At 74.0% G+C, this 17,982-nt stretch carries 17 protein-coding genes; 6 read left to right on the top strand and 11 right to left on the bottom strand.

The window, feature by feature from the left end; all coding sequences use genetic code 11:
* Position 1 precedes the first annotated feature (1 nt).
* Positions 2-292: a chorismate mutase gene (locus tag MU522_RS03335; RefSeq protein ID WP_128190476.1), complete on the top strand. Its 291-nt coding sequence runs from the start codon at positions 2-4 to the stop codon at positions 290-292.
* Between the two features lie 18 nt (positions 293-310).
* Here the strand turns inward: MU522_RS03335 and MU522_RS03330 are convergent, their stop codons facing one another.
* The 6 genes from MU522_RS03330 to purS form a co-directional block, all read right to left on the bottom strand.
* Positions 311-781, bottom strand: a complete 471-nt coding sequence (locus MU522_RS03330) for an SRPBCC family protein (RefSeq protein WP_246992457.1) — start codon at positions 779-781, stop codon at positions 311-313.
* On the bottom strand, positions 778-1,212 hold the full coding sequence (locus tag MU522_RS03325) for a DUF1761 domain-containing protein (protein ID WP_246992456.1): 435 nt from the start codon (positions 1,210-1,212) through the stop codon (positions 778-780). Before MU522_RS03325 ends, MU522_RS03330 begins: the two co-directional genes overlap by 4 nt.
* Before the next feature lie 204 nt (positions 1,213-1,416).
* Complete coding sequence (gene purL / locus MU522_RS03320; RefSeq protein ID WP_246992455.1) at positions 1,417-3,705, bottom strand: phosphoribosylformylglycinamidine synthase subunit PurL; 2,289 nt, start codon at positions 3,703-3,705, stop codon at positions 1,417-1,419.
* Between the two features lie 84 nt (positions 3,706-3,789).
* Entirely contained in the window at positions 3,790-4,281 is a 492-nt protein-coding gene (locus MU522_RS03315) for a DUF3817 domain-containing protein (RefSeq protein ID WP_246992454.1), read from the bottom strand.
* Between the two features lie 31 nt (positions 4,282-4,312).
* Positions 4,313-5,002: a phosphoribosylformylglycinamidine synthase subunit PurQ gene (gene purQ, locus MU522_RS03310; RefSeq protein WP_246992453.1), complete on the bottom strand. Its 690-nt coding sequence runs from the start codon at positions 5,000-5,002 to the stop codon at positions 4,313-4,315.
* On the bottom strand, positions 4,999-5,274 hold the full coding sequence (gene purS / locus MU522_RS03305) for a phosphoribosylformylglycinamidine synthase subunit PurS (RefSeq protein ID WP_146355040.1): 276 nt from the start codon (positions 5,272-5,274) through the stop codon (positions 4,999-5,001). Before purS ends, purQ begins: the two co-directional genes overlap by 4 nt.
* Before the next feature lie 124 nt (positions 5,275-5,398).
* Between purS and MU522_RS03300 the strand changes: the two genes are divergently transcribed.
* The gene (locus MU522_RS03300; RefSeq protein WP_246992452.1) at positions 5,399-6,298 is read left to right on the top strand and encodes a neutral zinc metallopeptidase; all 900 of its coding nucleotides are present in this window, start codon (positions 5,399-5,401) and stop codon (positions 6,296-6,298) included.
* A 196-nt stretch (positions 6,299-6,494) separates the two neighbouring features.
* Here MU522_RS03300 and MU522_RS03295 read toward each other — a convergent pair whose 3' ends face one another.
* Positions 6,495-7,367 carry a phosphoribosylaminoimidazolesuccinocarboxamide synthase gene (locus tag MU522_RS03295; protein ID WP_246992451.1) on the bottom strand — a complete coding sequence of 291 codons (873 nt, stop codon included), beginning with the start codon at positions 7,365-7,367 and terminating at the stop codon, positions 6,495-6,497.
* Positions 7,364-8,623 (bottom strand): phosphoribosylamine--glycine ligase, encoded by a 1,260-nt coding sequence (purD, locus tag MU522_RS03290; RefSeq protein WP_246992450.1) that lies wholly within the window; start codon positions 8,621-8,623, stop codon positions 7,364-7,366. Before purD ends, MU522_RS03295 begins: the two co-directional genes overlap by 4 nt.
* 117 nt (positions 8,624-8,740) lie before the next feature.
* Between purD and MU522_RS03285 the strand changes: the two genes are divergently transcribed.
* A complete protein-coding gene (locus MU522_RS03285) occupies positions 8,741-9,106 on the top strand; it encodes a sterol carrier family protein (RefSeq protein WP_246992448.1) in 366 nt (121 codons plus the stop codon).
* Positions 9,107-9,179: 73 nt separating this feature from the next.
* The gene (locus MU522_RS03280) at positions 9,180-10,160 is read left to right on the top strand and encodes a hypothetical protein (RefSeq protein WP_246992446.1); all 981 of its coding nucleotides are present in this window, start codon (positions 9,180-9,182) and stop codon (positions 10,158-10,160) included.
* A 94-nt stretch (positions 10,161-10,254) separates the two neighbouring features.
* Here the strand turns inward: MU522_RS03280 and MU522_RS03275 are convergent, their stop codons facing one another.
* Together MU522_RS03275 and MU522_RS03270 are read right to left on the bottom strand one after the other, a co-directional pair.
* The gene (locus tag MU522_RS03275) at positions 10,255-11,631 is read right to left on the bottom strand and encodes a TIGR00366 family protein (protein WP_246992444.1); all 1,377 of its coding nucleotides are present in this window, start codon (positions 11,629-11,631) and stop codon (positions 10,255-10,257) included.
* Between the two features lie 3 nt (positions 11,632-11,634).
* Positions 11,635-14,610 carry a cation-translocating P-type ATPase gene (locus MU522_RS03270; protein ID WP_246992442.1) on the bottom strand — a complete coding sequence of 992 codons (2,976 nt, stop codon included), beginning with the start codon at positions 14,608-14,610 and terminating at the stop codon, positions 11,635-11,637.
* 108 nt (positions 14,611-14,718) lie between these two features.
* Between MU522_RS03270 and MU522_RS03265 the strand changes: the two genes are divergently transcribed.
* Positions 14,719-15,207: a hypothetical protein gene (locus MU522_RS03265; RefSeq protein ID WP_246992440.1), complete on the top strand. Its 489-nt coding sequence runs from the start codon at positions 14,719-14,721 to the stop codon at positions 15,205-15,207.
* Positions 15,207-16,439: a hypothetical protein gene (locus MU522_RS03260; protein WP_246992438.1), complete on the top strand. Its 1,233-nt coding sequence runs from the start codon at positions 15,207-15,209 to the stop codon at positions 16,437-16,439. Before MU522_RS03265 ends, MU522_RS03260 begins: the two co-directional genes overlap by 1 nt.
* Here MU522_RS03260 and purF read toward each other — a convergent pair.
* Positions 16,432-17,889 (bottom strand): amidophosphoribosyltransferase, encoded by a 1,458-nt coding sequence (gene purF / locus MU522_RS03255; RefSeq protein ID WP_128190512.1) that lies wholly within the window; start codon positions 17,887-17,889, stop codon positions 16,432-16,434. The two genes, MU522_RS03260 and purF, sit on opposite strands and share 8 nt — an antisense overlap.
* Positions 17,890-17,982: the final 93 nt, after the last annotated feature.

Genomic DNA, 17,982 nt, shown 5'->3' with positions numbered 1-17,982 from the left:
CATGAGCTCTCCCGACGACCAGCTGCAGCGCCTGCGACGCTCCATCGACAACGTCGACGCGGTGCTCATCCACACGCTGGCCGAGCGCTTCAAGCTGACGCAGGCGGTCGGCGAGCTGAAGGCGGAGCACGGGATGCCGCCGTCCGACCCCTCGCGGGAGGCGACGCAGATCGCGCGCCTGCGCCGGCTCGCCGAGGACGCCGAGCTCGACCCCGAGTTCGCGCAGAAGTTCATCACCTTCGTGATCGCCGAGGTCATCCACCACCACGAGCGGATCGCGGGCGCCGAGTAGGCCGCCGACCGGGCGGCGCTACGCGCGGGAGCGCGCCTCCGCGGCCGCCGCGATGTCGTCGAGGTCCTGCTGCATCGCCTTCCGCGTCACGGCCAGCCCGAGCCGCGCGGTCAGCTTCGCCGTCAGGCGCTGCGCCCACGACGGCGTCTCGGAGGTGCCGCTGAAGCGCATCCGCAGCAGCGTGCCCGCGCCGACCGGTTCGAGCGTGAACTCGGTGCGGTAGCGCATGCCGTGCGCCTCGGCGGCGACCATCGTGGATCGTCCGGGGTCGATGCCGACGACCTCCAGCTCCTCGGTCGCCTCGCGGCCCATCATCGTGCGCGTCTCGCGCCAGCGGGTGCCGATCGTGTAGCCGGAGCCCGCGAGCCGCTCGACCTTCGTCACGCCCGACAGCACCGTCGGCGCGGCGTCGAGATCCGTGAGCACCTGCCACACCGCATCCGCCGGCGCGTCGATCGACCGCTCCAGGGTCAGCACCACGTCGCTCATGCGGGCGGCCAGACGCCGATGACGAGCGCCATCGCGGTGAGCACGAGCACCTCGTTGAGCGCCGTGTGGCCGGTGACGCGGAAGCCGCGCGGGTCGAACGCGTCGTGCACCACGACTCGGGCGAGGGTGAAGCCGATGAAGAGGATCCAGGCGGTGATGAGCGCGTTCCAGAGGAAGCTGCCGCCGTAGAACTCGAACGAGATCCAGGTGGCGCCCGCGAGCACCCATGCGGTGACCAGCGCGCACACGATGATCAGCGGGTAGACCCAGGGCCGGGGCCCCGCGGCGACGCTCTCGCTCGTGTGGCCGATGGCGCGCATCCAGCGGGTGCCGAGCACCTTCGGGTGGTAGTAGATGGCGCCGACGACCATCGCGGCGACGGCGGCGAGCACGACGGCGAAGACGTTGATCGCCGGCACGGTGAGGTCCATGCCCGAAGCATAGGCTCCGCCGCGAGAGACCGTCCGCGCCTGACGCGTTCGCCGCGCGCCGGCATCCGACACGTCGACCCCTCGCCGACCTGTTCCACCCTCACAGACCCGGTGCACCGGGTCGCGATCGGTGGAACGGGTCGGCGGAGCGCGCGGCCGCACCACGTTCGGGCGGCCGAGCGTGCGCCGGCGCGCGGCCCTCCGTCAGGCGAAGCGCCCCCGGATGGTCGCGCGGCTCGTGGCCCCCAGGTCGGCGAGCGACAGCGTCGCCACATCCTGGATCTCGATCGCGCCCGAGGTCGCGTCGGTGACGCCGATCCGCAGCACCGGCACGCCTCGCGCCTCACACATGCCGGTGAACTTCACCTCGTCCTCGCGGGCGACCGCGACGAGCGCGCGCGCCCCCGACTCCGAGAAGAGCGCCGCCGTCTCGTCGATGCCGTCGCGCTCGGTGATGCCCGAGAGCCAGATGCGGGCCCCGATGCCGAAGCGCAGCGCGCCCTCGACGACGGCCATGCCGAGGCCGCCCTCCGAGAGGTCGTGCGCGGCGGTCGCGAGGCCCTCGAAGGCGATGCCCTGCATGAGGCCGGCGAGCGCCTTCTCCGCGCCGAGGTCGACCCGGGGCGGCAGGCCGCCCAGGTGGTCGTGCACCGCGCCCGCCCACGCCGAGCCGTCGAGCTCGTCGCGGGTGGTGCCGAGCAGGAACAGCGCCTGGCCGTCGTCCTGCCAGCCGGAGGGCAGGCGGCGGTCGACGTCGTCGATGATGCCGAGCACGCCGACGACGGGCGTCGGGTGGATCTGCGTCTCGCCGGTCTGGTTGTAGAACGACACGTTGCCGCCCGTGACCGGGATCCCGAGCTCGACGCAGCCGTCGGCGAGCCCGTCGACCGCCTCGGCGAACTGCCACATGACGGCCGGGATCTCGGGGTTGCCGAAGTTCAGGCAGTCGCTGACGCCCACGGGCGTCGCGCCCGAGACGGCGACGTTGCGGTAGGCCTCCGCGAGCGCGAGCTTCGCGCCCTCGCGCGGGTCGAGCTGGCAGTAGCGGCCGTTCGCGTCGACGGCGACGGCGAAGCCGAGCCCCGACTCCTCGTCGATCCGCACCATGCCCGCGTCGTCGGGCATCGAGAGCGCCGTGTTGCCGAGGACGTAGTCGTCGTACTGCTCGGTGATCCAGGATGCGTCGGCCAGGTTGGGCGAGCCGGTGAGGGCGAGCAGCTGGTCGCCGAGCGCGCTGCCCGACACCCGCGGCAGCGCCGCGGCGCTGTCGGCCTGCAGCGCGTCCTGCCACTCGGGCCGCTCCATCGGGCGGTCGTAGACGGGGGAGTCGATCGCGACGGTCTTGGGGTCGACGTCGACGATCACCTCGCCCGAGTGCGTGATGACGAGCCGGCCGTCGCCGGTGACCTCGCCGAGCACGCTCGTCTCGACATCCCACTTGCCGGTGATCGCCAGGAACGACTCGAGCTTCTCGGGCGCGACGATCGCCATCATGCGCTCCTGCGACTCCGACATGAGGATCTCCTCGGCCGTGAGCGTGGGGTCGCGCAGCAGCACGTGGTCGAGCTCGACCCGCATGCCCGAGTCGCCGTTGGCGGCGAGCTCGCTCGTGGCGCACGAGATGCCGGCCGCGCCGAGGTCCTGGATGCCCTCGACGACGCCCGCGGCGTAGAGCTCGAGGCAGCACTCGATGAGCACCTTCTCGGCGAACGGGTCGCCGACCTGCACGGCGGGCCGCTTGGCGGGGCCCTCGTCGTCGAACGACTCGGAGGCGAGGATCGACGCGCCGCCGATGCCGTCGCCGCCCGTGCGGGCGCCGAAGAGCACGACCTTGTTGCCGACGCCCGTGGCGTTGGCGAGGTGCAGGTCCTCGTGGCGCAGCACGCCGACGGCGAGCGCGTTCACGAGCGGGTTGCCCTGGTAGACCGCGTCGAAGACGGTCTCGCCGCCGATGTTCGGCAGGCCCAGGCAGTTGCCGTAGAAGGAGATGCCGCTCGTGACGCCGTGCACGACGCGGGCGGTGTCGGAGTGGTCGATGGCGCCGAAGCGGAGCGCGTCCATGACGGCCACGGGGCGCGCGCCCATCGAGATGATGTCGCGCACGATGCCGCCGACGCCCGTCGCGGCGCCCTGGAAGGGCTCGACGAACGACGGGTGGTTGTGCGACTCGATCTTGAAGGTGACGGCCCAGCCCTCGCCGGCGTCGATGACGCCCGCGTTCTGGCCCATGCCGACCATCAGCCGCTCGCGCATCTCGGGCGTGACCTTCTGCCCGAAGGTGCGCAGGTGCTTCTTCGACGACTTGTAGGAGCAGTGCTCGCTCCACATCACCGAGTACATCGCGAGCTCGGCGCTCGTGGGCCGACGGCCGAGGATCCCGCGGATCTGCTCGTACTCGTCGGGCTTCAGGCCGAGCGCGGCGAACGGCTGCTCGCGCTCCGGGGTGCTGGCGGCGACCTCGACGGTGTCGCGGGGCGGACGAGTGGTGGTCACAGCGCTCCTCAGGAGGTCAGCTCGGCGGTCCCTCGATCCTACCGAGCGGGCGGATGCGCCGGGCCGCGCGGGCCGGCGGCGACGTCAGGCGAACCACTCGTCGGGCGGCCCGGCGGTCAGCAGCGCCGCGAAGGCGGCGGCGACGAGCACGAGGGCGATCGCGACGAGCAGCACGGGATGCGCGATGCCCCACCGGAACGCCCGGTCGAGCGGGCTCGCGTCGCGCGGGTCGTCGGTGGCCTCGGTGCGCCAGGCGCCCTCGAGCGCGCCGCGGCGCTCGAGCCGGCGCTCCCACGGGATGGTCGCGTAGGGCACGACCGCGGTGGCGATGCCGAGCAGCACGGTGCCGGCCGCCCAGCGCTGGTTGCGCCCGACGACGAGCTGCATGGCGCCGTAGGCGAGGAAGACGAACCCGTGGATCGGTCCCGCGATCGGCACGAGCGCATCCACCTGGAAGGCGTACTTCGCCACCATCGCGACGATCAGCAGCGTCCAGGTGACCGCCTCGGCGATCGCGAGGAAGCGGTAGGTGCGCTTGGGCGTCAGGCCGGTGGCGGATGCGGTGGCGAGCGTCATGTAGACAGGCTACACCCGAGCGTCCGCGCGGTCAGGCCGCGACCGACTCCAGCGCCGACTTGAAGATGTCGAGCCCGTCGAGGCCGGCCTTCATGCGCGTGGTCGTGGGGCCGAAGCCGAGCTCGACCGCGTGCTCGGGGTGCGGCATGAGGCCCACGACGTTGCCCGCGGCGTTCGTGAGGCCGGCGATGTCGTCGACCGAGCCGTTCGGGTTCTCGCCCAGGTAGCGGAACGCGACGAGGCCCTCGTCCTCGATGCGCTTGACCTCGTCGGGAGTCGCGACGAAGCGCCCCTCGCCGTTCTTCAGCGGGATGACGATCTCCTGGCCCTGCTCGAAGCGGTTCGTCCACGCGGTGGAGGTGCGCTCGACGCGCAGCCGCTGGTCGCGGCGCACGAACAGGCCCGTCTCGTTCCGCACGAGCCCGCCCGGCAGCAGCCGCGCCTCCGCCAGCATCTGGAAGCCGTTGCAGATGCCGAGCACGGGCATGCCGCGCTCCGCCGCCTCGACGACCTCGGTCATGATCGGCGAGCGCGCGGCGATGGCGCCGCAGCGCAGGTAGTCGCCGTACGAGAAGCCGCCCGGCAGCACGAGCGCGTCGACGCCGTGCAGGTCGTGCTCCCCGTGCCACAGCGCGACCGGCTCGTGGCCGGCGAGCCGCACAGCCCGCTGCGCGTCGCGGTCGTCGAGCGTGCCGGGGAAGGTGATGACGCCGACCCTCACTGCGCCGCTCCGGGCTGGGCGGCCTGCTCGACGACGTGCACGCCCACGACGTCCTCGATCACGGTGTTCGCGAGCACCTCGTCGGCGACCGTGCGCACCTGCTCGAGCAGCGCATCCGTCACCTCGCCGTCGACCGTGAGCTCGAAGCGCTTGCCGACGCGCACCTCGCCGACCGCCTCGTGGCCGAGCCGCGCGAGCGCGCGGGTGACCGCCTTGCCCTGCGGATCGAGGATCTCTGCCTTCGGCATGACGTCGACGACGATGAGGGCCATGGGTCGCTCCCTGCGGTAGCAGTCGGGTGGGGGTGCTCTCCCATTCTACGGATGCGCCGCGCGCCGCCGAGGGTCGGAGCACGTTCCCGGCCGATGAGCGGGATCCCGGGCTACTGTGTGCGCTATGACGTTCAGGGGCGATGCCAACTTCGACACCTCCACGGTCAGCCGCGGCGGCGGCGGTCGAGGCGGCGGCGGTGCGATCGCCGTCGGCGGCGGCGGCATCCTCACGCTCATCCTCGTGCTCGCGTCGATGTTCTTCGGCGTCGACCTCACGGGCCTCGCGCCGCAGGACGCGAGCCCGCCCTCGCAGGGCCAGTCGCAGGGCGAGGAGGTCACGGGCTGCACCGGCGAGGACGCCAACGACCCCGCCAACGTCACGTGCCGCATGGAGGGCGGGGCCGACTCCATGTCGCGCTTCTGGACCGAGACGGCGAGCGCCAACGGCATCGAGTACGCCGACCCGCGCGTGATGCTCTTCGACCGCCAGGTCGAGACCGGATGCGGTGCCGCGACGAGCGCGGTGGGCCCGTTCTACTGCCCGCCCGACCAGGCGATCTACATCGACACCACGTTCTTCCAGCAGATGCGCGAGCAGTTCGGCGCCTCGGGCGGCTCGCTCGCGCAGCTCTACGTGCTCGCGCACGAGTGGGGCCACCACGTGCAGAACATCACCGGCCAGCTCGAGCGCGTGCAGCAGGGCGACTCCGGCCCGCAGTCGTCGGCCGTGCGCAGCGAGCTGCAGGCCGACTGCTACGCGGGCGCCTGGATCGCGGGCGCCTCGCAGACGACCGACGACGACGGCGGCGCGCCGGTGCTCGTCGAGCCGACCCAGCAGGAGATGAACGACGCCCTGAACGCGGCGCACACGATCGGCGACGACGCGCTGCAGGAGATGGGCGGCGGCGGCGTGAACCCCGAGAGCTGGACGCACGGCTCGAGCGAGCAGCGCATGAACTGGCTGGCGCGCGGCTTCAACGAGGGCGTCGGCGCCTGCGACACCTGGAACGCGCCCGAGGTCTGAGCGCCCGCCCGCTGCTCGAGCAGCCCGACGGCCTCACTCCACCCACCCGTTGATCGAGTAGCCCGACGGCCTCACTCCACCCCGTTGATCGAGTAGCCCGACGCAGTCGGGCGTATCGAGATCACCCCACCCCGTTGATCGAGTAGCCCGACGCAGTCGGGCGTATCGAGATCCCCGCCGCTCGTCGACGCAGCCGCTACTCGACGCGCGGCGACCCGGTCAACCGCTCGATGAGCTCCCGATAGCGCGCCGCCGTGCGCTCGACGACGTCGGCGGGCAGCCGGGGAGCCTCGCCCGCACCGTCCCAGTTCGCGGCGAGCCAGTCGCGCACGATCTGCTTGTCGAACGACTCCACGCGGCCCGCCTCGAGCGCCGCGGCGTCCCAGTACCGCGACGAGTCCGAGGTGAGCACCTCGTCGGCGAGCACGAGCTCGCCCGTCGCGCGGTCGCGGCCGAACTCCAGCTTCGTGTCGGCGAGCACGAGGCCCGCCTCGGCGGCGATCGCCGCGCCCTGCGCGTACACGCGCAGCGCGAGGTCGCGGATCGCGGCCGCGTCATCAGCGCCGACCAGCTCGACCGTGCGCTCGAAGGACACGTTCTCGTCGTGCGCGCCCTGCGGCGCCTTCCAGGCCGGCGTGTAGATCGGCTCGGGCAGCGCATCGCCGTCCTCGAGGCCCGGCGGCAGCGCGACGCCCGAGATCGAGCCGACCTGCCGGTACTCCTTGAGGCCCGAGCCGGTGACGCGGCCGCGCACGACGCACTCGACCGGGAGCATGTCGAGCGTGCGCACGAGCATCGCGCGGCCGCGCACCGCGTCCGGGGTGCGGGCGTCGGCGTCGGGGGCGAGCTGCGACGGGAGCCCCAGCCGGTCGATCCACCAGCGCGTGAGCGTCGTCAGCAGCTCGCCCTTGCCGGGGATGGCGGGCTCGAGCACCTGGTCGAAGGCCGAGACGCGGTCGGAGGCCACCATGAGCATCTCGGGCGCGGTCGCGAGCTCGGTGCCGACCGGCACGTAGAGGTCGCGCACCTTGCCCGAGTAGGCGAGCTCCCAGCCATCGAGCCCGGTCATGCCCGGGCGGCGATGTCGGAGCGCGACTGCCCGCCCTCGAGCGAGATCCTGCCGAGCCCCGCATAGGCGCGCTCGCGCGCCTCGGCGAGCGTCGCGCCGGTGCCGACGACGTTGAGCACCCGGCCGCCGGTGGCGGTCAGGCCCTGCTCGCCGCGGCCGGTGGCGGCGTGCAGCACCCGCACGCCCTCGAGCTGCTCGGCATCCTCGACGCCCGTGATGAGGCGGCCCGTGATGGGGTCGCCCGGGTAGCCCTCGCTCGCGAGCACCACGGCGACCGCCGCCGAGTCGCGCCACACGAGCGGCGCGGCCGACCCGAGGGATCCGTTCGCGGCCGCCAGCAGCGCATCCGCCAGTCCCGACTCGATGCGGGGCAGCACCACCTGCGTCTCGGGGTCGCCGAAGCGCGCGTTGAACTCGATGACCTTCACGCCGTCGTCGGTGACGATGAGGCCGCAGTAGAGCAGGCCAGTGAAGGGCGTGCCCGCCTCGGCCATCGCGCGGATCGTGGGCAGCGCGACCGTCTCGACGACCTCGTCGACGAAGGCCTGCTCGCTGCCGAAGCGCTCGGCGAGCCACGGCAGCGGCGAGTAGGCGCCCATGCCGCCGGTGTTGGGGCCGGTGTCGCCGTCGCCGAGGCGCTTGAAGTCCTGCGCGGGCGCGAGCGGCACGGCGTGCTCGCCGTCGGTGAGCACGAACAGGCTCACCTCGGGCCCGGCGAGGTACTCCTCGATCAGCAGCGGGCCGTCGGGCAGGAAGGCCTCGGCATGCGCCTCGGCCGCGGCCCGGTCGTCGGTGACGATGACGCCCTTGCCTGCGGCGAGCCCGTCGGCCTTCAGCACCCACGGGGGAGCGGATGCGTCGAGCGCGGCCCGCACGTCGTCGAGCGTCACGGCCGTGGTGTCGGCGCCCGTCGGCACGCCGGCCCGCGCCATGACCGCCTTCGCGAACGACTTCGAGCCCTCGATGGCGGCGGCCGCCTTCGTGGGGCCGAAGACCGGCACGCCGGCCTGCTTGAGGGCGTCGGCGACGCCCGCGACGAGGGGCGCCTCGGGGCCGATGACGACCAGGTCGAAGCCGCCGTCGACGGCGAGGTCGGTGACGAGCTGCGGGTCCTTGATGTCGACGCGCACCGCCTCGACCTCGACGCCGATCCCGGCGTTGCCGGGCGCGGCCGTGATCTCGTGGCCGCCCTCCTCGAGGAGTGCCGCGATGATGGCGTGCTCACGCGCGCCGCTGCCGAGTACCAGGATCCGCACGCGCCCATTCTACGAACGCGGCGAGCCCGCCGGGCCGACGGGCTCGATGCATCGGCGATGAGGGCGCCCGGCGGCCACCAGGCGACCACGTCGCCGGCCGCGGCTAGCCTGTCGGACGTGGCCAGGCGCATCCCCGATCTCGACGGCACCGACGCGGTGCGCGCCGCGCTCGCGCCCGACGCCGGGCGCGCCGAGCGGGCGCTCGCGGTGCGCTACACGCTGCAGTGCCTCGCCGAGCGGGCGCCCGGCAAGTCGGTCGAGGTGCGCGTGCCGCCGTTCGGCGCCGTGCAGGCGGTCGAGGGCCCCGGGCACACACGCGGCACGCCGCCCAACGTGGTCGAGACCGATGCCGCGACCTGGCTCGCGCTCGCGACCGGCGGCGAGGCGTGGGCGGATGCGGTGGGTCGCGGCGCGGTGCGCGCGTCAGGCGTGCGCGCCGACGTCTCGCCGTGGCTGCCGCTCGTGCGCCCGACCGCGGGCTGACCCGCCGGCGAGGCTCGCCACCGACCCGCGCATCCGCCCGTCGCGCGCAGGTGCGGAGGGCCATACTGAACCCATGGCTCAGGTCGTCCGCCCGCAGGGGTTCATCGGTCCCCTCGTCACGATGGTGATCGGCGCCATCCTGCTGTTCAACGGCGTGCCGGGCCTGCTGCAGTGGATCGGCTGGATCGGCCAGTCGGCGCTCGTCGTCGGGATCGAGAGCGCCTTCGACACCGCGTTCATCCCGCTCATCCTGTCGGCGGCCGCGTCGATCATCGGCCTCGCGATGGTGCGGGGCGGCTTCACGTCGCTGCGCGGCGTGCTGCGCGGCGCCGGCCAGCGCGCGCGCGAGCAGGTGCGCGGCGGCGTGCAGCAGGTGCGGCGGGAGGCCGGGCAGCGCTACGGCGAGGCGGTCGGGCAGGCCGAGCACCTGCAGAACGCGGTGCCGCAGTCATGGCGCGAGCGCATCGAGGCAGCGGCGCGCGAGGTCGAGGGCGAGCGCGCGCGACGCTCCGGAGCCCAGCCGCAGGTGCACGCGTCGCCGCAGCAGCGGCCGCAGCAGCCGCGCCCGCAGGCCCCGCGCCAGCCGCAGCCGCAGCCGCAGCCGCAGCGGCAGGGCCAGGGGCAGCAGGGCTACCCGGGTCAGGGCCAGCAGGGCTACCAGGGTCAGCAGGACTACCAGGGCCAGGCCGCGTACCAGGGCCAGCAGCAGCGCCAGCCGCAGCCGGCGCCGGGCTCCGACCGGCTCGCGCGCATCGAGCAGCTGCGGCGCCAGGTCGACTCGCGCGTGCAGCAGCAGGTGGGCCAGCTGCAGGACGCCGGGCGGCAGGCCGCCGACCGCGTGCGCCAGGCGGCGACCGATGAGGCCGCGCGGGTGCAGCAGCGCCAGCTGCCGAACCCCTCCGACGAGGTGACCGCCCTCATCGGCCGCCTCGACCTCGCCGACAACGAGCGCATCCGCCGCCGCGGCTCCTCGCTCACCCGCTCGTCGCTCGCGACCAGCTCGCTCTCGAAGACGTCGCTCACGCTGAACTCGCTGCTGCAGCACCGCCGCTGAGCGCCCGGCGCGCGGCTGCTGCACAGACGCCGCCGGCCCCCTCCGGAGTGGAGAGGGCCAGCGTGCCGCGTCAGCGCGTCAGCGAGTCAGTGCGTCAGAGCGACCAGACGACCAGCACCGCCGCGAAGACGAGGCCGGATGCGATGAGCGTCACGGTCGTGTAGCCGAGGATGTCGCGCATCTTCAGCCCCGCGATCGCGAGCAGCGGCAGCGCCCAGAACGGCTGGATCATGTTCGTCCACTGGTCGCCGTACGCGACCGCCATGATCGGGATCGCGGGGTCGACGCCGATGCGCTCGGCGGCGTCGAGCAGGATCGGCGCCTGCACCGCGAACTGCCCGCCGCCCGACGGCACGAAGAAGTTCACGAGCCCGGCCGACAGCAGCGCCAGCACGCCGAACGTGACCGGGTTCGCGATCGCGACGAACGCATCCGACAGCACCTGGATGAGGCCGGACGACGTCATCATGCCGAGGATGCCCGCGTAGAGCGGGAACTGCAGCAGGATCTCGCCCACGTTCGAGGCGGCCTCCTTCGTGAGGCGGATGATCTCGAACGGGTTGCGCACCAGCAGGAAGATGAGCGCGAGGAACGACCAGTTGACGATGTCGAGCGTGATCGTGCCGCCCTGCACGAAGTGCACGACGAGGTAGAGCGTGAGCGCGGCGCCGACGATGAGCGTGACGATGCGGCTCGCGTCGATGCGGTCGGCGGGCGTGACGACCTCCTCCTCGTGCTCGACGAGCTGCTCGCGGGCGTCGAACTGCAGCTCGACGATGCGGTCGGAGCCGCGCGGCGCGACGAGCGACAGCGCCACGGCGACGGCGACGATCGTCGCGACCGCGCCGATGATGTTCGGCAGCGCGAAGGTCGTCTCGGAGACCGGGATCACCTGGCCGCCGAGGTGCTCGGCGATGAACGAGTCGGGCGTGGCGGCCGTGAGCGGGCCGGAGCCCGAGTAGCCCATGTGCCAGACGACGAAGCCCGAGAAGCCGGCCGCCACGAGCATCGGGAAGTGGAGGCGCAGGCCCCGCTCCTTGCCGGAGGCGGCGACCTCGCGGGCGAGCAGGCCGCCGACGACGAGGCCGAGGCCCCAGGTGATGAGGGATGCGACGGCGGCGATGACGAAGACGAACAGGTAGGCCTGCACGGGCGTCTGCGGCAGTGCGGCGAGGCGCGTGAGCAGGCGGCGCACGGGCCGGGTGTTCGCGAGCATGTGGCCGAGCAGCAGGATGAGCGCCATCTGCGTCATGAAGGCGAGCAGGCCCGACAGGCCATCGCCCCAGCCGACGACGAGGTCGACGGGGTTCGTCTGCGTGACCGTCAGCGCGAGCAGCGCGACGACGAGCGTCAGGATGATCGCGAAGACGAGCGCGGAGGGGATCCAGCGCTCGACGACGGTGTTGATGGGCCGCATCGCGCGGGCGAGCGGGGCGCCCGACTCGCGGGTCTCTGCAGGGGCGTTCGGCATGGTTCACCTCGTTGTGTGCATGGGAAGGGCGCGCCGGCGCGCACCGCTTCCGACCATAGCCGCAGGTGAGGGCCGTCGGCGCCCGTGGGCGTGACGCATCCGCCCCCGAATCCGCACCACGAGCTTGCGCAGCTCGTCGAGCCACAGCACGCAGGAGGCGAGCGCGAGGCACAGCAGCCACTGGCCGGCCGAGAGGGGCGCGGTGCCGAAGGCAGCCTGCAGCAGCGGCACGTGCACGACCAGCACCTGCGTGACGACGCCGAAGGCGATCGCCGCCCACAGCCAGCGGTTGGCGAGCAGGCCGCGGAAGGCCGAGGCGGTCTCGGAGCGCGCGTTGAGCGCGTTGCACAGCTGCGCGAGCACGAGCGTCGTGAAGGCCGCCGTGCGCGCCGTCTCGACGCCGGCGTCGCCGTCGACGAGGCCGCCCGGCAGGTGGATGTCGAGGGCCAGGAGCGTCACCGCGGCCATCGCCGCGCCCATCGCGAGGATCCAGCCCCACATGCGGCCGTCGATCACCCGCTGCTCGGGCCGGCGCGGGGCGCGCGCCATCACGTCCTCCGTCTCGGGGTCGACGCCCATCGCGAGCGCGGGGCCGGAGTCGGTGACGAGGTTGATCCAGAGGATCTGGGTCGCGAGCAGCGGCACGACGATCTCCTCGCCCTGGCCGCTCAGCCCGAGGAACCCGGCGAGCAGCACGCCGAGCAGCATCGTCAGCACCTCGCCCATGTTCGACGACAGCAGGTAGCGGAGGAACTTGCGGATGTTGCCGAAGATCACCCGCCCCTGGCGGATCGCCGCGACGATGGTCGAGAAGTCGTCGTCGGTGAGGATCATCGCGGCGGCCTCCTTCGAGACCTCGGTGCCGGTGATGCCCATCGCGACGCCGATGTCGGCGCGCTTGAGCGCTGGCGCGTCGTTCACGCCGTCGCCCGTCATCGCCACGACGTGGCCGCGCCGCTGCAGCGCCTCGACGAGCTGCAGCTTGTGCTCGGGGGCGACCCGCGCGAAGACCGAGACCTCCTCGACGGCGCGCGCGAGCGCATCCGCGTCGAGCCCGTCGAGGTCGGCGCCCGTGAGCGCCCGGTCACCGCCGATGCCGAGGTCGCGGGCGATGCGCAGCGCCGTGGCAGGGTGATCGCCGGTGATCATGACGACGCGCACACCGGCGCGCCGGGCCTCGTCGATCGCCCGCGCCGCCTCGGCGCGGGGCGGGTCGATGATGCCGACCGTGCCGACGAGGATGAGGTCGCGCTCGAGGGCGAGGCCGGCCGCGGCGTCGATCGCGCCGTCCGGCCCGGTCGCGGCCGCGAGCTCGGCGCGCGTGAGCGGCCGGTAGGCGACGGCCAGCGTGCGCAGCGCATCCGCCGACATCGCCGCGACGTCGGCGTGCACGAGGGCGCGGTCCTCGTCGGTCAGCGCCGCCGTCTCGAGCCCCTGCCGCACGCGCGAGCATCGCTCGAGCAGCACGTCGGGCGCGCCCTTCGCGATGAGCACGGGCAGCGGCCGGCCCGCCGCGTCGCGGTGCTCCCGATCCTCGACGACGACCGACATCAGCTTGCGCTCCGAGGTGAACGGCACCTCGCCGAGGCGGGCGAAGCGCTCGCGGCGCCGCTCGGCGAGGCCTGCCTTCTGCTCGGCCACCACGAACGCCGCCTCGGTCGGGTCGCCCACGACCTCCCACGTGCCGTCCTCCGCCTGCCGCACCTCGGCGTTCGACGCGAGCGTGCCGCCCGAGAGCACGACGATGTCCTCCTCCCGCAGGTCGAGCGCCGCGTCCTGCGCGAGCAGCGGGCGGCCGTCGACGAGCACCTCGCCGTCGGGCGCGTAGCCGACGCCCGAGATGTCGGCGACGCCCGAGCGCGTGCGCACCTTGAGCATCGTCATCTCGTTGCGCGTGAGCGTGCCGGTCTTGTCGGAGCAGATGACGGTCGCCGAGCCGAGCGTCTCGACCGATGAGAGCGACTTCACGATCGCGCCGCGCCGGCTCATCGCCTGCACCCCGATCGAGAGCACCACCGAGAGGATCGCGGGCAGCCCCTCGGGCACCGCCGCGACCGCGAGCGAGACGCCGATGAGCAGCACGTCGACGGCGTCCTGCACCGAGCCGATGCCGCTCGTCGCGCCCACCGCGACCATGACGACGACCGCGATCACCACGACCGCGAACCCGAGGGTGCGGCCGACCCGGTGGATCTCGCGCTGCAGCGGCGTCGGCTCCTGCTCCGTCTCGGCGAGCAGCGCCGCGACCCTCCCCATCTCGGTGCGCATGCCGGTGGCGGTCACGACGGCGCGGCCCGAGCCCTGCGTGACGGCCGTGCCCTTGAAGACCAGGTCGGTGCGGTCGCCGAGCGGCACGTGCGACGGCAGCGTCGCGGGCGACTTCGTCACGGGCGCCGACTCGCCGGTGAGGGCAGCCTCGGCGATCTGCAGCGACGACGCCGCGACGAGCCGCGCGTCGGCGCCGACCGCGTCGCCCTCGGCGAGCACGAGCAGGTCGCCCGGCACGAGCGCCGCCGCCGGCAGCCGCTCGGTGCGCCCGTCGCGCACCACCGTGACGGCGACGGCGGTCATGTCGCGCAGCGCCGCGACCGCGTCGGCCGCCTTCGCCTCCTGCACGACGCCGAGCGCGGCGTTCGCGACCACGACGAGCAGGATCACGACTGCATCCACCGGCACCCCGACCGCGCCCTCGAACGCCCACGCGACGGTCGAGATCGCGACCGCGGCGAGCAGCAGCAGGATGAGCGGGTCGACGAGCTGCGCGACGAGGCGGCGCCAGGCCGGCTCGGGCGGGTCGGCGTCGAGCTCGTTCGGCCCGTGGCGCGCGAGCCGGGCGGCGGCCTCGACGCCGGTGAGCCCGCGCTCGGCCGACGTGCCGAGCGCACGCACTGCGTCGTCGGCGTCGACGAGCGCCCAGTCGACCTCGACGTCGGGCCCGGATGCGCGGTGCGGCTCAGGCGGTCCCGACGAGACTGTCACGGTGCGGCCTCCTCCTCCGGGCGCCCGTGCGCTGCGGCACGGCCCCGCTCCGCACGCTACCCCGCGGGGCGCGGACCCGCACGGGCGGCGGGTGGGATCATGGTGGGCATGGACGCGCAGCCCGACCCGACCCCCGAGCAGGAGGGCGCTCGCGCGCACCGCGAGACGCACGAGACGCAGCAGATGCAGGTGCGGCGCTCGCCCCGCTACGGGGTCTTCATGGCGATCGGCGCGCTCGTGGCGATGCTCGCGGCATGGTGGATCTCGACCGCGATGCCCCCCGCGGTCAACCAGGCCGGGCAGCCGGTCGACACGACGCCGGTGATCGGCCTCATGCTCGTGGTCGGCTTCGTGGTGGGTGGGGCGCTCGGCGCGCTCGTCGCCGTGCTCATCGACCGCGCGCTCTCGAAGCGCCTGCACACCGTGACGGCCGAGCACGTCGACGTCGCCGAGCGATCGTCGCCGTCCGGCCCGGAGGATGCAGGCGACGCGACGTTCGAGCCCCTCGGGCAGGCGGGCGACCGCCGCGACGAGCTCGGCGACGGCGACCGGCCCGGCGACGCACGACCGGGCGACGACCGACCGCGCGAGGGCTGATGGCCCGGCGCCTGGCGCTGCACGCGGGCGCGCACGCGCTCGCCTGGGCCGCGCTGGGCGCCGCGGCGGCGTCGACGGCGGCGGATGCGGTGGGTCGCGAGGGCTCGCCCGTCGCGCTCGCGCTCGGGGCGGCTGCCGCGGTCGCCGCAGCGGGGCTCGCGCCGCTCGTGCTCGCGCTCCCGAGCTCGCGCCGGCTCGCGCCGCGGGCGGCGACGGCCGCGGGCGCAGCGCTCGCGCTGGCGGCGCTCGCGGGGGCGGCCGCGCTCGCCCTGCTCGAGCAGCCGATCGGCGTGCTGCCGGCGGCCGCGCTCGGGCTCGCCGCCGGGCTGCAGCTGCACGGGTCGGCGGCGGCCGCCGCGGCGGAGCCGGCGCTCGCGCCGCGCGTGCGGCCCGCGCCCACGCTGCTCGCCGCCGCGCTCGGCGCCGCGCTCGTCGCCGGCGCCGCCATGCTCGGGGTGCCGACCGGCGCGCAGCTCGTCGGCGCCGCGGCGCTGCAGCTCGGGACCCTCGCGCTCGCGATCGCGGCCGGCCGCGCTGCGTCGCCCGCAGCCGTCGGCGCGGACGCCGACGAGCGGCTGCCCGAGGGCGACGCGCACGGCGCGGACCCGCGGCCCCCCGACCCGCGCCCCCTCGACCCCCAGGCCCTCGGCCTGCTCGCGCTCGCAGCGGCCGGCGCGGCCGCGATCGCGGCCCTCCGTCCCGCGCTCTCGGCCCTCGGCGCCGAGTCGCCGCAGCCGGCATGGCCCGCGGCGCTCACCCTCGCGCTCGGCGCCCTGCTCGGACCGCCGCTCGCGGTGCTCGCCGAGCGGCTGCTCGGCGCCCGCGCGCTCCCGGCCGTCGCGACCCTCGGCGGCGTCGCGGCGCTCGCGGCCCCCATCGCGCGGCCGGGCGCGCTCGACCTCGTGGCCGCCGCGTTCCTCGGGGTCTCGCTCGCCGCATCCGTCGCCCTCGTCGAGCTCGCGCGCCGCGCCGGGGTGAGGACGGCGCCCGCGACCGGCGCGGTCCTCCTCTTCGCCGGCGCTGCGGGCGCGGCGCTCGCCGCGCTGCTGCTCGCCGCCGTGCCGCTGCCCGACGTGGTGCTCGGGGCCGCGCTCGCGTGCCTGGTCGCGGCGCTCGGCGCGTGGTCGCCCGCGCTCGCGCGCAGCGTGCCCGACGCCCGGGACGGGCGTCGGAACTGGGGTCGCGGCGACGACCCGAAAGGGTCGTCGCTCCCAGCTCCACCGTTCAGCTGAGCTGCGTCTGCTCCACCCAGGCCAGGTACTCGTCGGTCACGTCGCCCGTGACGTACTCGCCCGTGAAGCACGACAGGTCGAGGCCCTGGATGTCGGTGCCGTCGAGGATCGCCCGCTGCAGGTCGTCGACCTCCTGGTAGACGAGGAAGTCGCTGCCGAGCGCCTCGTTCACCTCGGGGATGGAGCGGCCGGATGCGATGAGCTCGGCGCGCGAGGGCATGTTGATGCCGTAGACGTGCGGGTAGCGCACCGGCGGCGCGGCCGACGTGAAGGTCACCGTGTTGGTGCCCACCGAGCGCATCATCTCGACGATCTCGCGGCTCGTCGTGCCGCGCACGATCGAGTCGTCGACGACGAGCACGTTCTTGCCGCGGAACTCGCTCTCGAGCGCGTTCAGCTTCTGCTTCACCGACTTCTTGCGCTCCTGCTGCCCCGGCATGATGAAGGTGCGGCCGACGTAGCGGTTCTTGTAGAAGCCCTCGCGGTACTCGATGCCCAGCCGGCGCGCGACCTCCATCGCGGCGGGCCGCGACGAGTCGGGGATGGGCATGACCACGTCGATCGCGCCGGACGGCGTGTACTGCGCGATCGTGTCGGCCAGCCGCTCGCCCATCCGCAGCCGCGACTCGTACACGTTGATGCCGTTCATCACCGAGTCGGGGCGGGCGAGGTAGACGTACTCGAACGAGCAGGGCAGCAGCACGGGGGAGTCGTGCGTCATCGCCGACGCGAGCTCGCCGTCGGGCGTGATGAAGACCGCCTCGCCGGGCGCGACGTCGCGCTCGAGGTGGAAGCCGGAGCCGGTGAGCGCCACCGACTCGCTCGCGACCATCCACTCGGTGCGGCCCGACTCGGCGACGCGGCTGCCGAGCACGAGCGGGCGGATGCCGAACGGGTCGCGGAACGCGAGCAGGCCGTGGCCGGCGATGAGCGCGATCACGCCGTACGAGCCGCGGATGCGCTCGTGCACGCGCCGCACGGCGGTGAACAGGCGGTCGGCGTCGAGCTCGCCGCCCTTGACGAGCGACTGCAGCTCGGAGCCGAGCACGTTCACGAGCATCTCGGTGTCGCTGCCGGTGTTGACGTGGCGGTGGTCGACGGTCGCGAGCTCGACCTCGAGCTCGCGGGTGTTCGTCAGGTTGCCGTTGTGCACGAGCACGATGCCGTACGGCGCGTTCACGTAGAACGGCTGCGCCTCGAGCTCGTTCGCCGCCTCGCCGCGGGTCGCGTAGCGCACGTGGCCGAGGCCGAAGGTGCCCAGCAGCGAGCGCATGTCGCGGGTGCGGAACGCCTCGCGCACCTGCCCCTTCGCCTTGCGCACGTGGATCGAGCGGCCCTGGGCGGTCGCGATGCCCGTGGAGTCCTGCCCGCGGTGCTGGAGGAGGGCCAGTGCGTCGTAGACCTGCTGGTTGACGCTCGAGTCGGAGACGATGCCGACGATGCCGCACACAGGCGAGCTCCTTCTGTTGCGAGGGGAGGCCTCCAGCCTACCGAGCGGCGCGCTCCCGGAGCGTCCCGGACGGCGTCGGCGGATGCGCTCGGC

Source organism: Agrococcus sp. SCSIO52902, assembly GCF_022983135.1.
Taxonomy (GTDB): domain Bacteria; phylum Actinomycetota; class Actinomycetes; order Actinomycetales; family Microbacteriaceae; genus Agrococcus; species Agrococcus sediminis.
Note: the sequence above shows the minus strand (reverse complement) of the source record. Positions and strands in the feature narration are given on the sequence as shown.

Coding starts and splice junctions, on each gene's coding strand:
- MU522_RS03335 (WP_128190476.1), top strand. CDS start 2: ATGAGCTCTCCCGACGACCAGCTGCAGCGCCTGCGACGCTCCATCGAC.
- MU522_RS03330 (WP_246992457.1), bottom strand. CDS start 781: ATGAGCGACGTGGTGCTGACCCTGGAGCGGTCGATCGACGCGCCGGCG.
- MU522_RS03325 (WP_246992456.1), bottom strand. CDS start 1,212: ATGGACCTCACCGTGCCGGCGATCAACGTCTTCGCCGTCGTGCTCGCC.
- MU522_RS03315 (WP_246992454.1), bottom strand. CDS start 4,281: ATGACGCTCGCCACCGCATCCGCCACCGGCCTGACGCCCAAGCGCACC.
- purS (WP_146355040.1), bottom strand. CDS start 5,274: ATGGCCCTCATCGTCGTCGACGTCATGCCGAAGGCAGAGATCCTCGAT.
- MU522_RS03300 (WP_246992452.1), top strand. CDS start 5,399: ATGACGTTCAGGGGCGATGCCAACTTCGACACCTCCACGGTCAGCCGC.
- MU522_RS03295 (WP_246992451.1), bottom strand. CDS start 7,367: ATGACCGGGCTCGATGGCTGGGAGCTCGCCTACTCGGGCAAGGTGCGC.
- MU522_RS03280 (WP_246992446.1), top strand. CDS start 9,180: ATGGCTCAGGTCGTCCGCCCGCAGGGGTTCATCGGTCCCCTCGTCACG.
- MU522_RS03275 (WP_246992444.1), bottom strand. CDS start 11,631: ATGCCGAACGCCCCTGCAGAGACCCGCGAGTCGGGCGCCCCGCTCGCC.
- MU522_RS03265 (WP_246992440.1), top strand. CDS start 14,719: ATGGACGCGCAGCCCGACCCGACCCCCGAGCAGGAGGGCGCTCGCGCG.
- MU522_RS03260 (WP_246992438.1), top strand. CDS start 15,207: ATGGCCCGGCGCCTGGCGCTGCACGCGGGCGCGCACGCGCTCGCCTGG.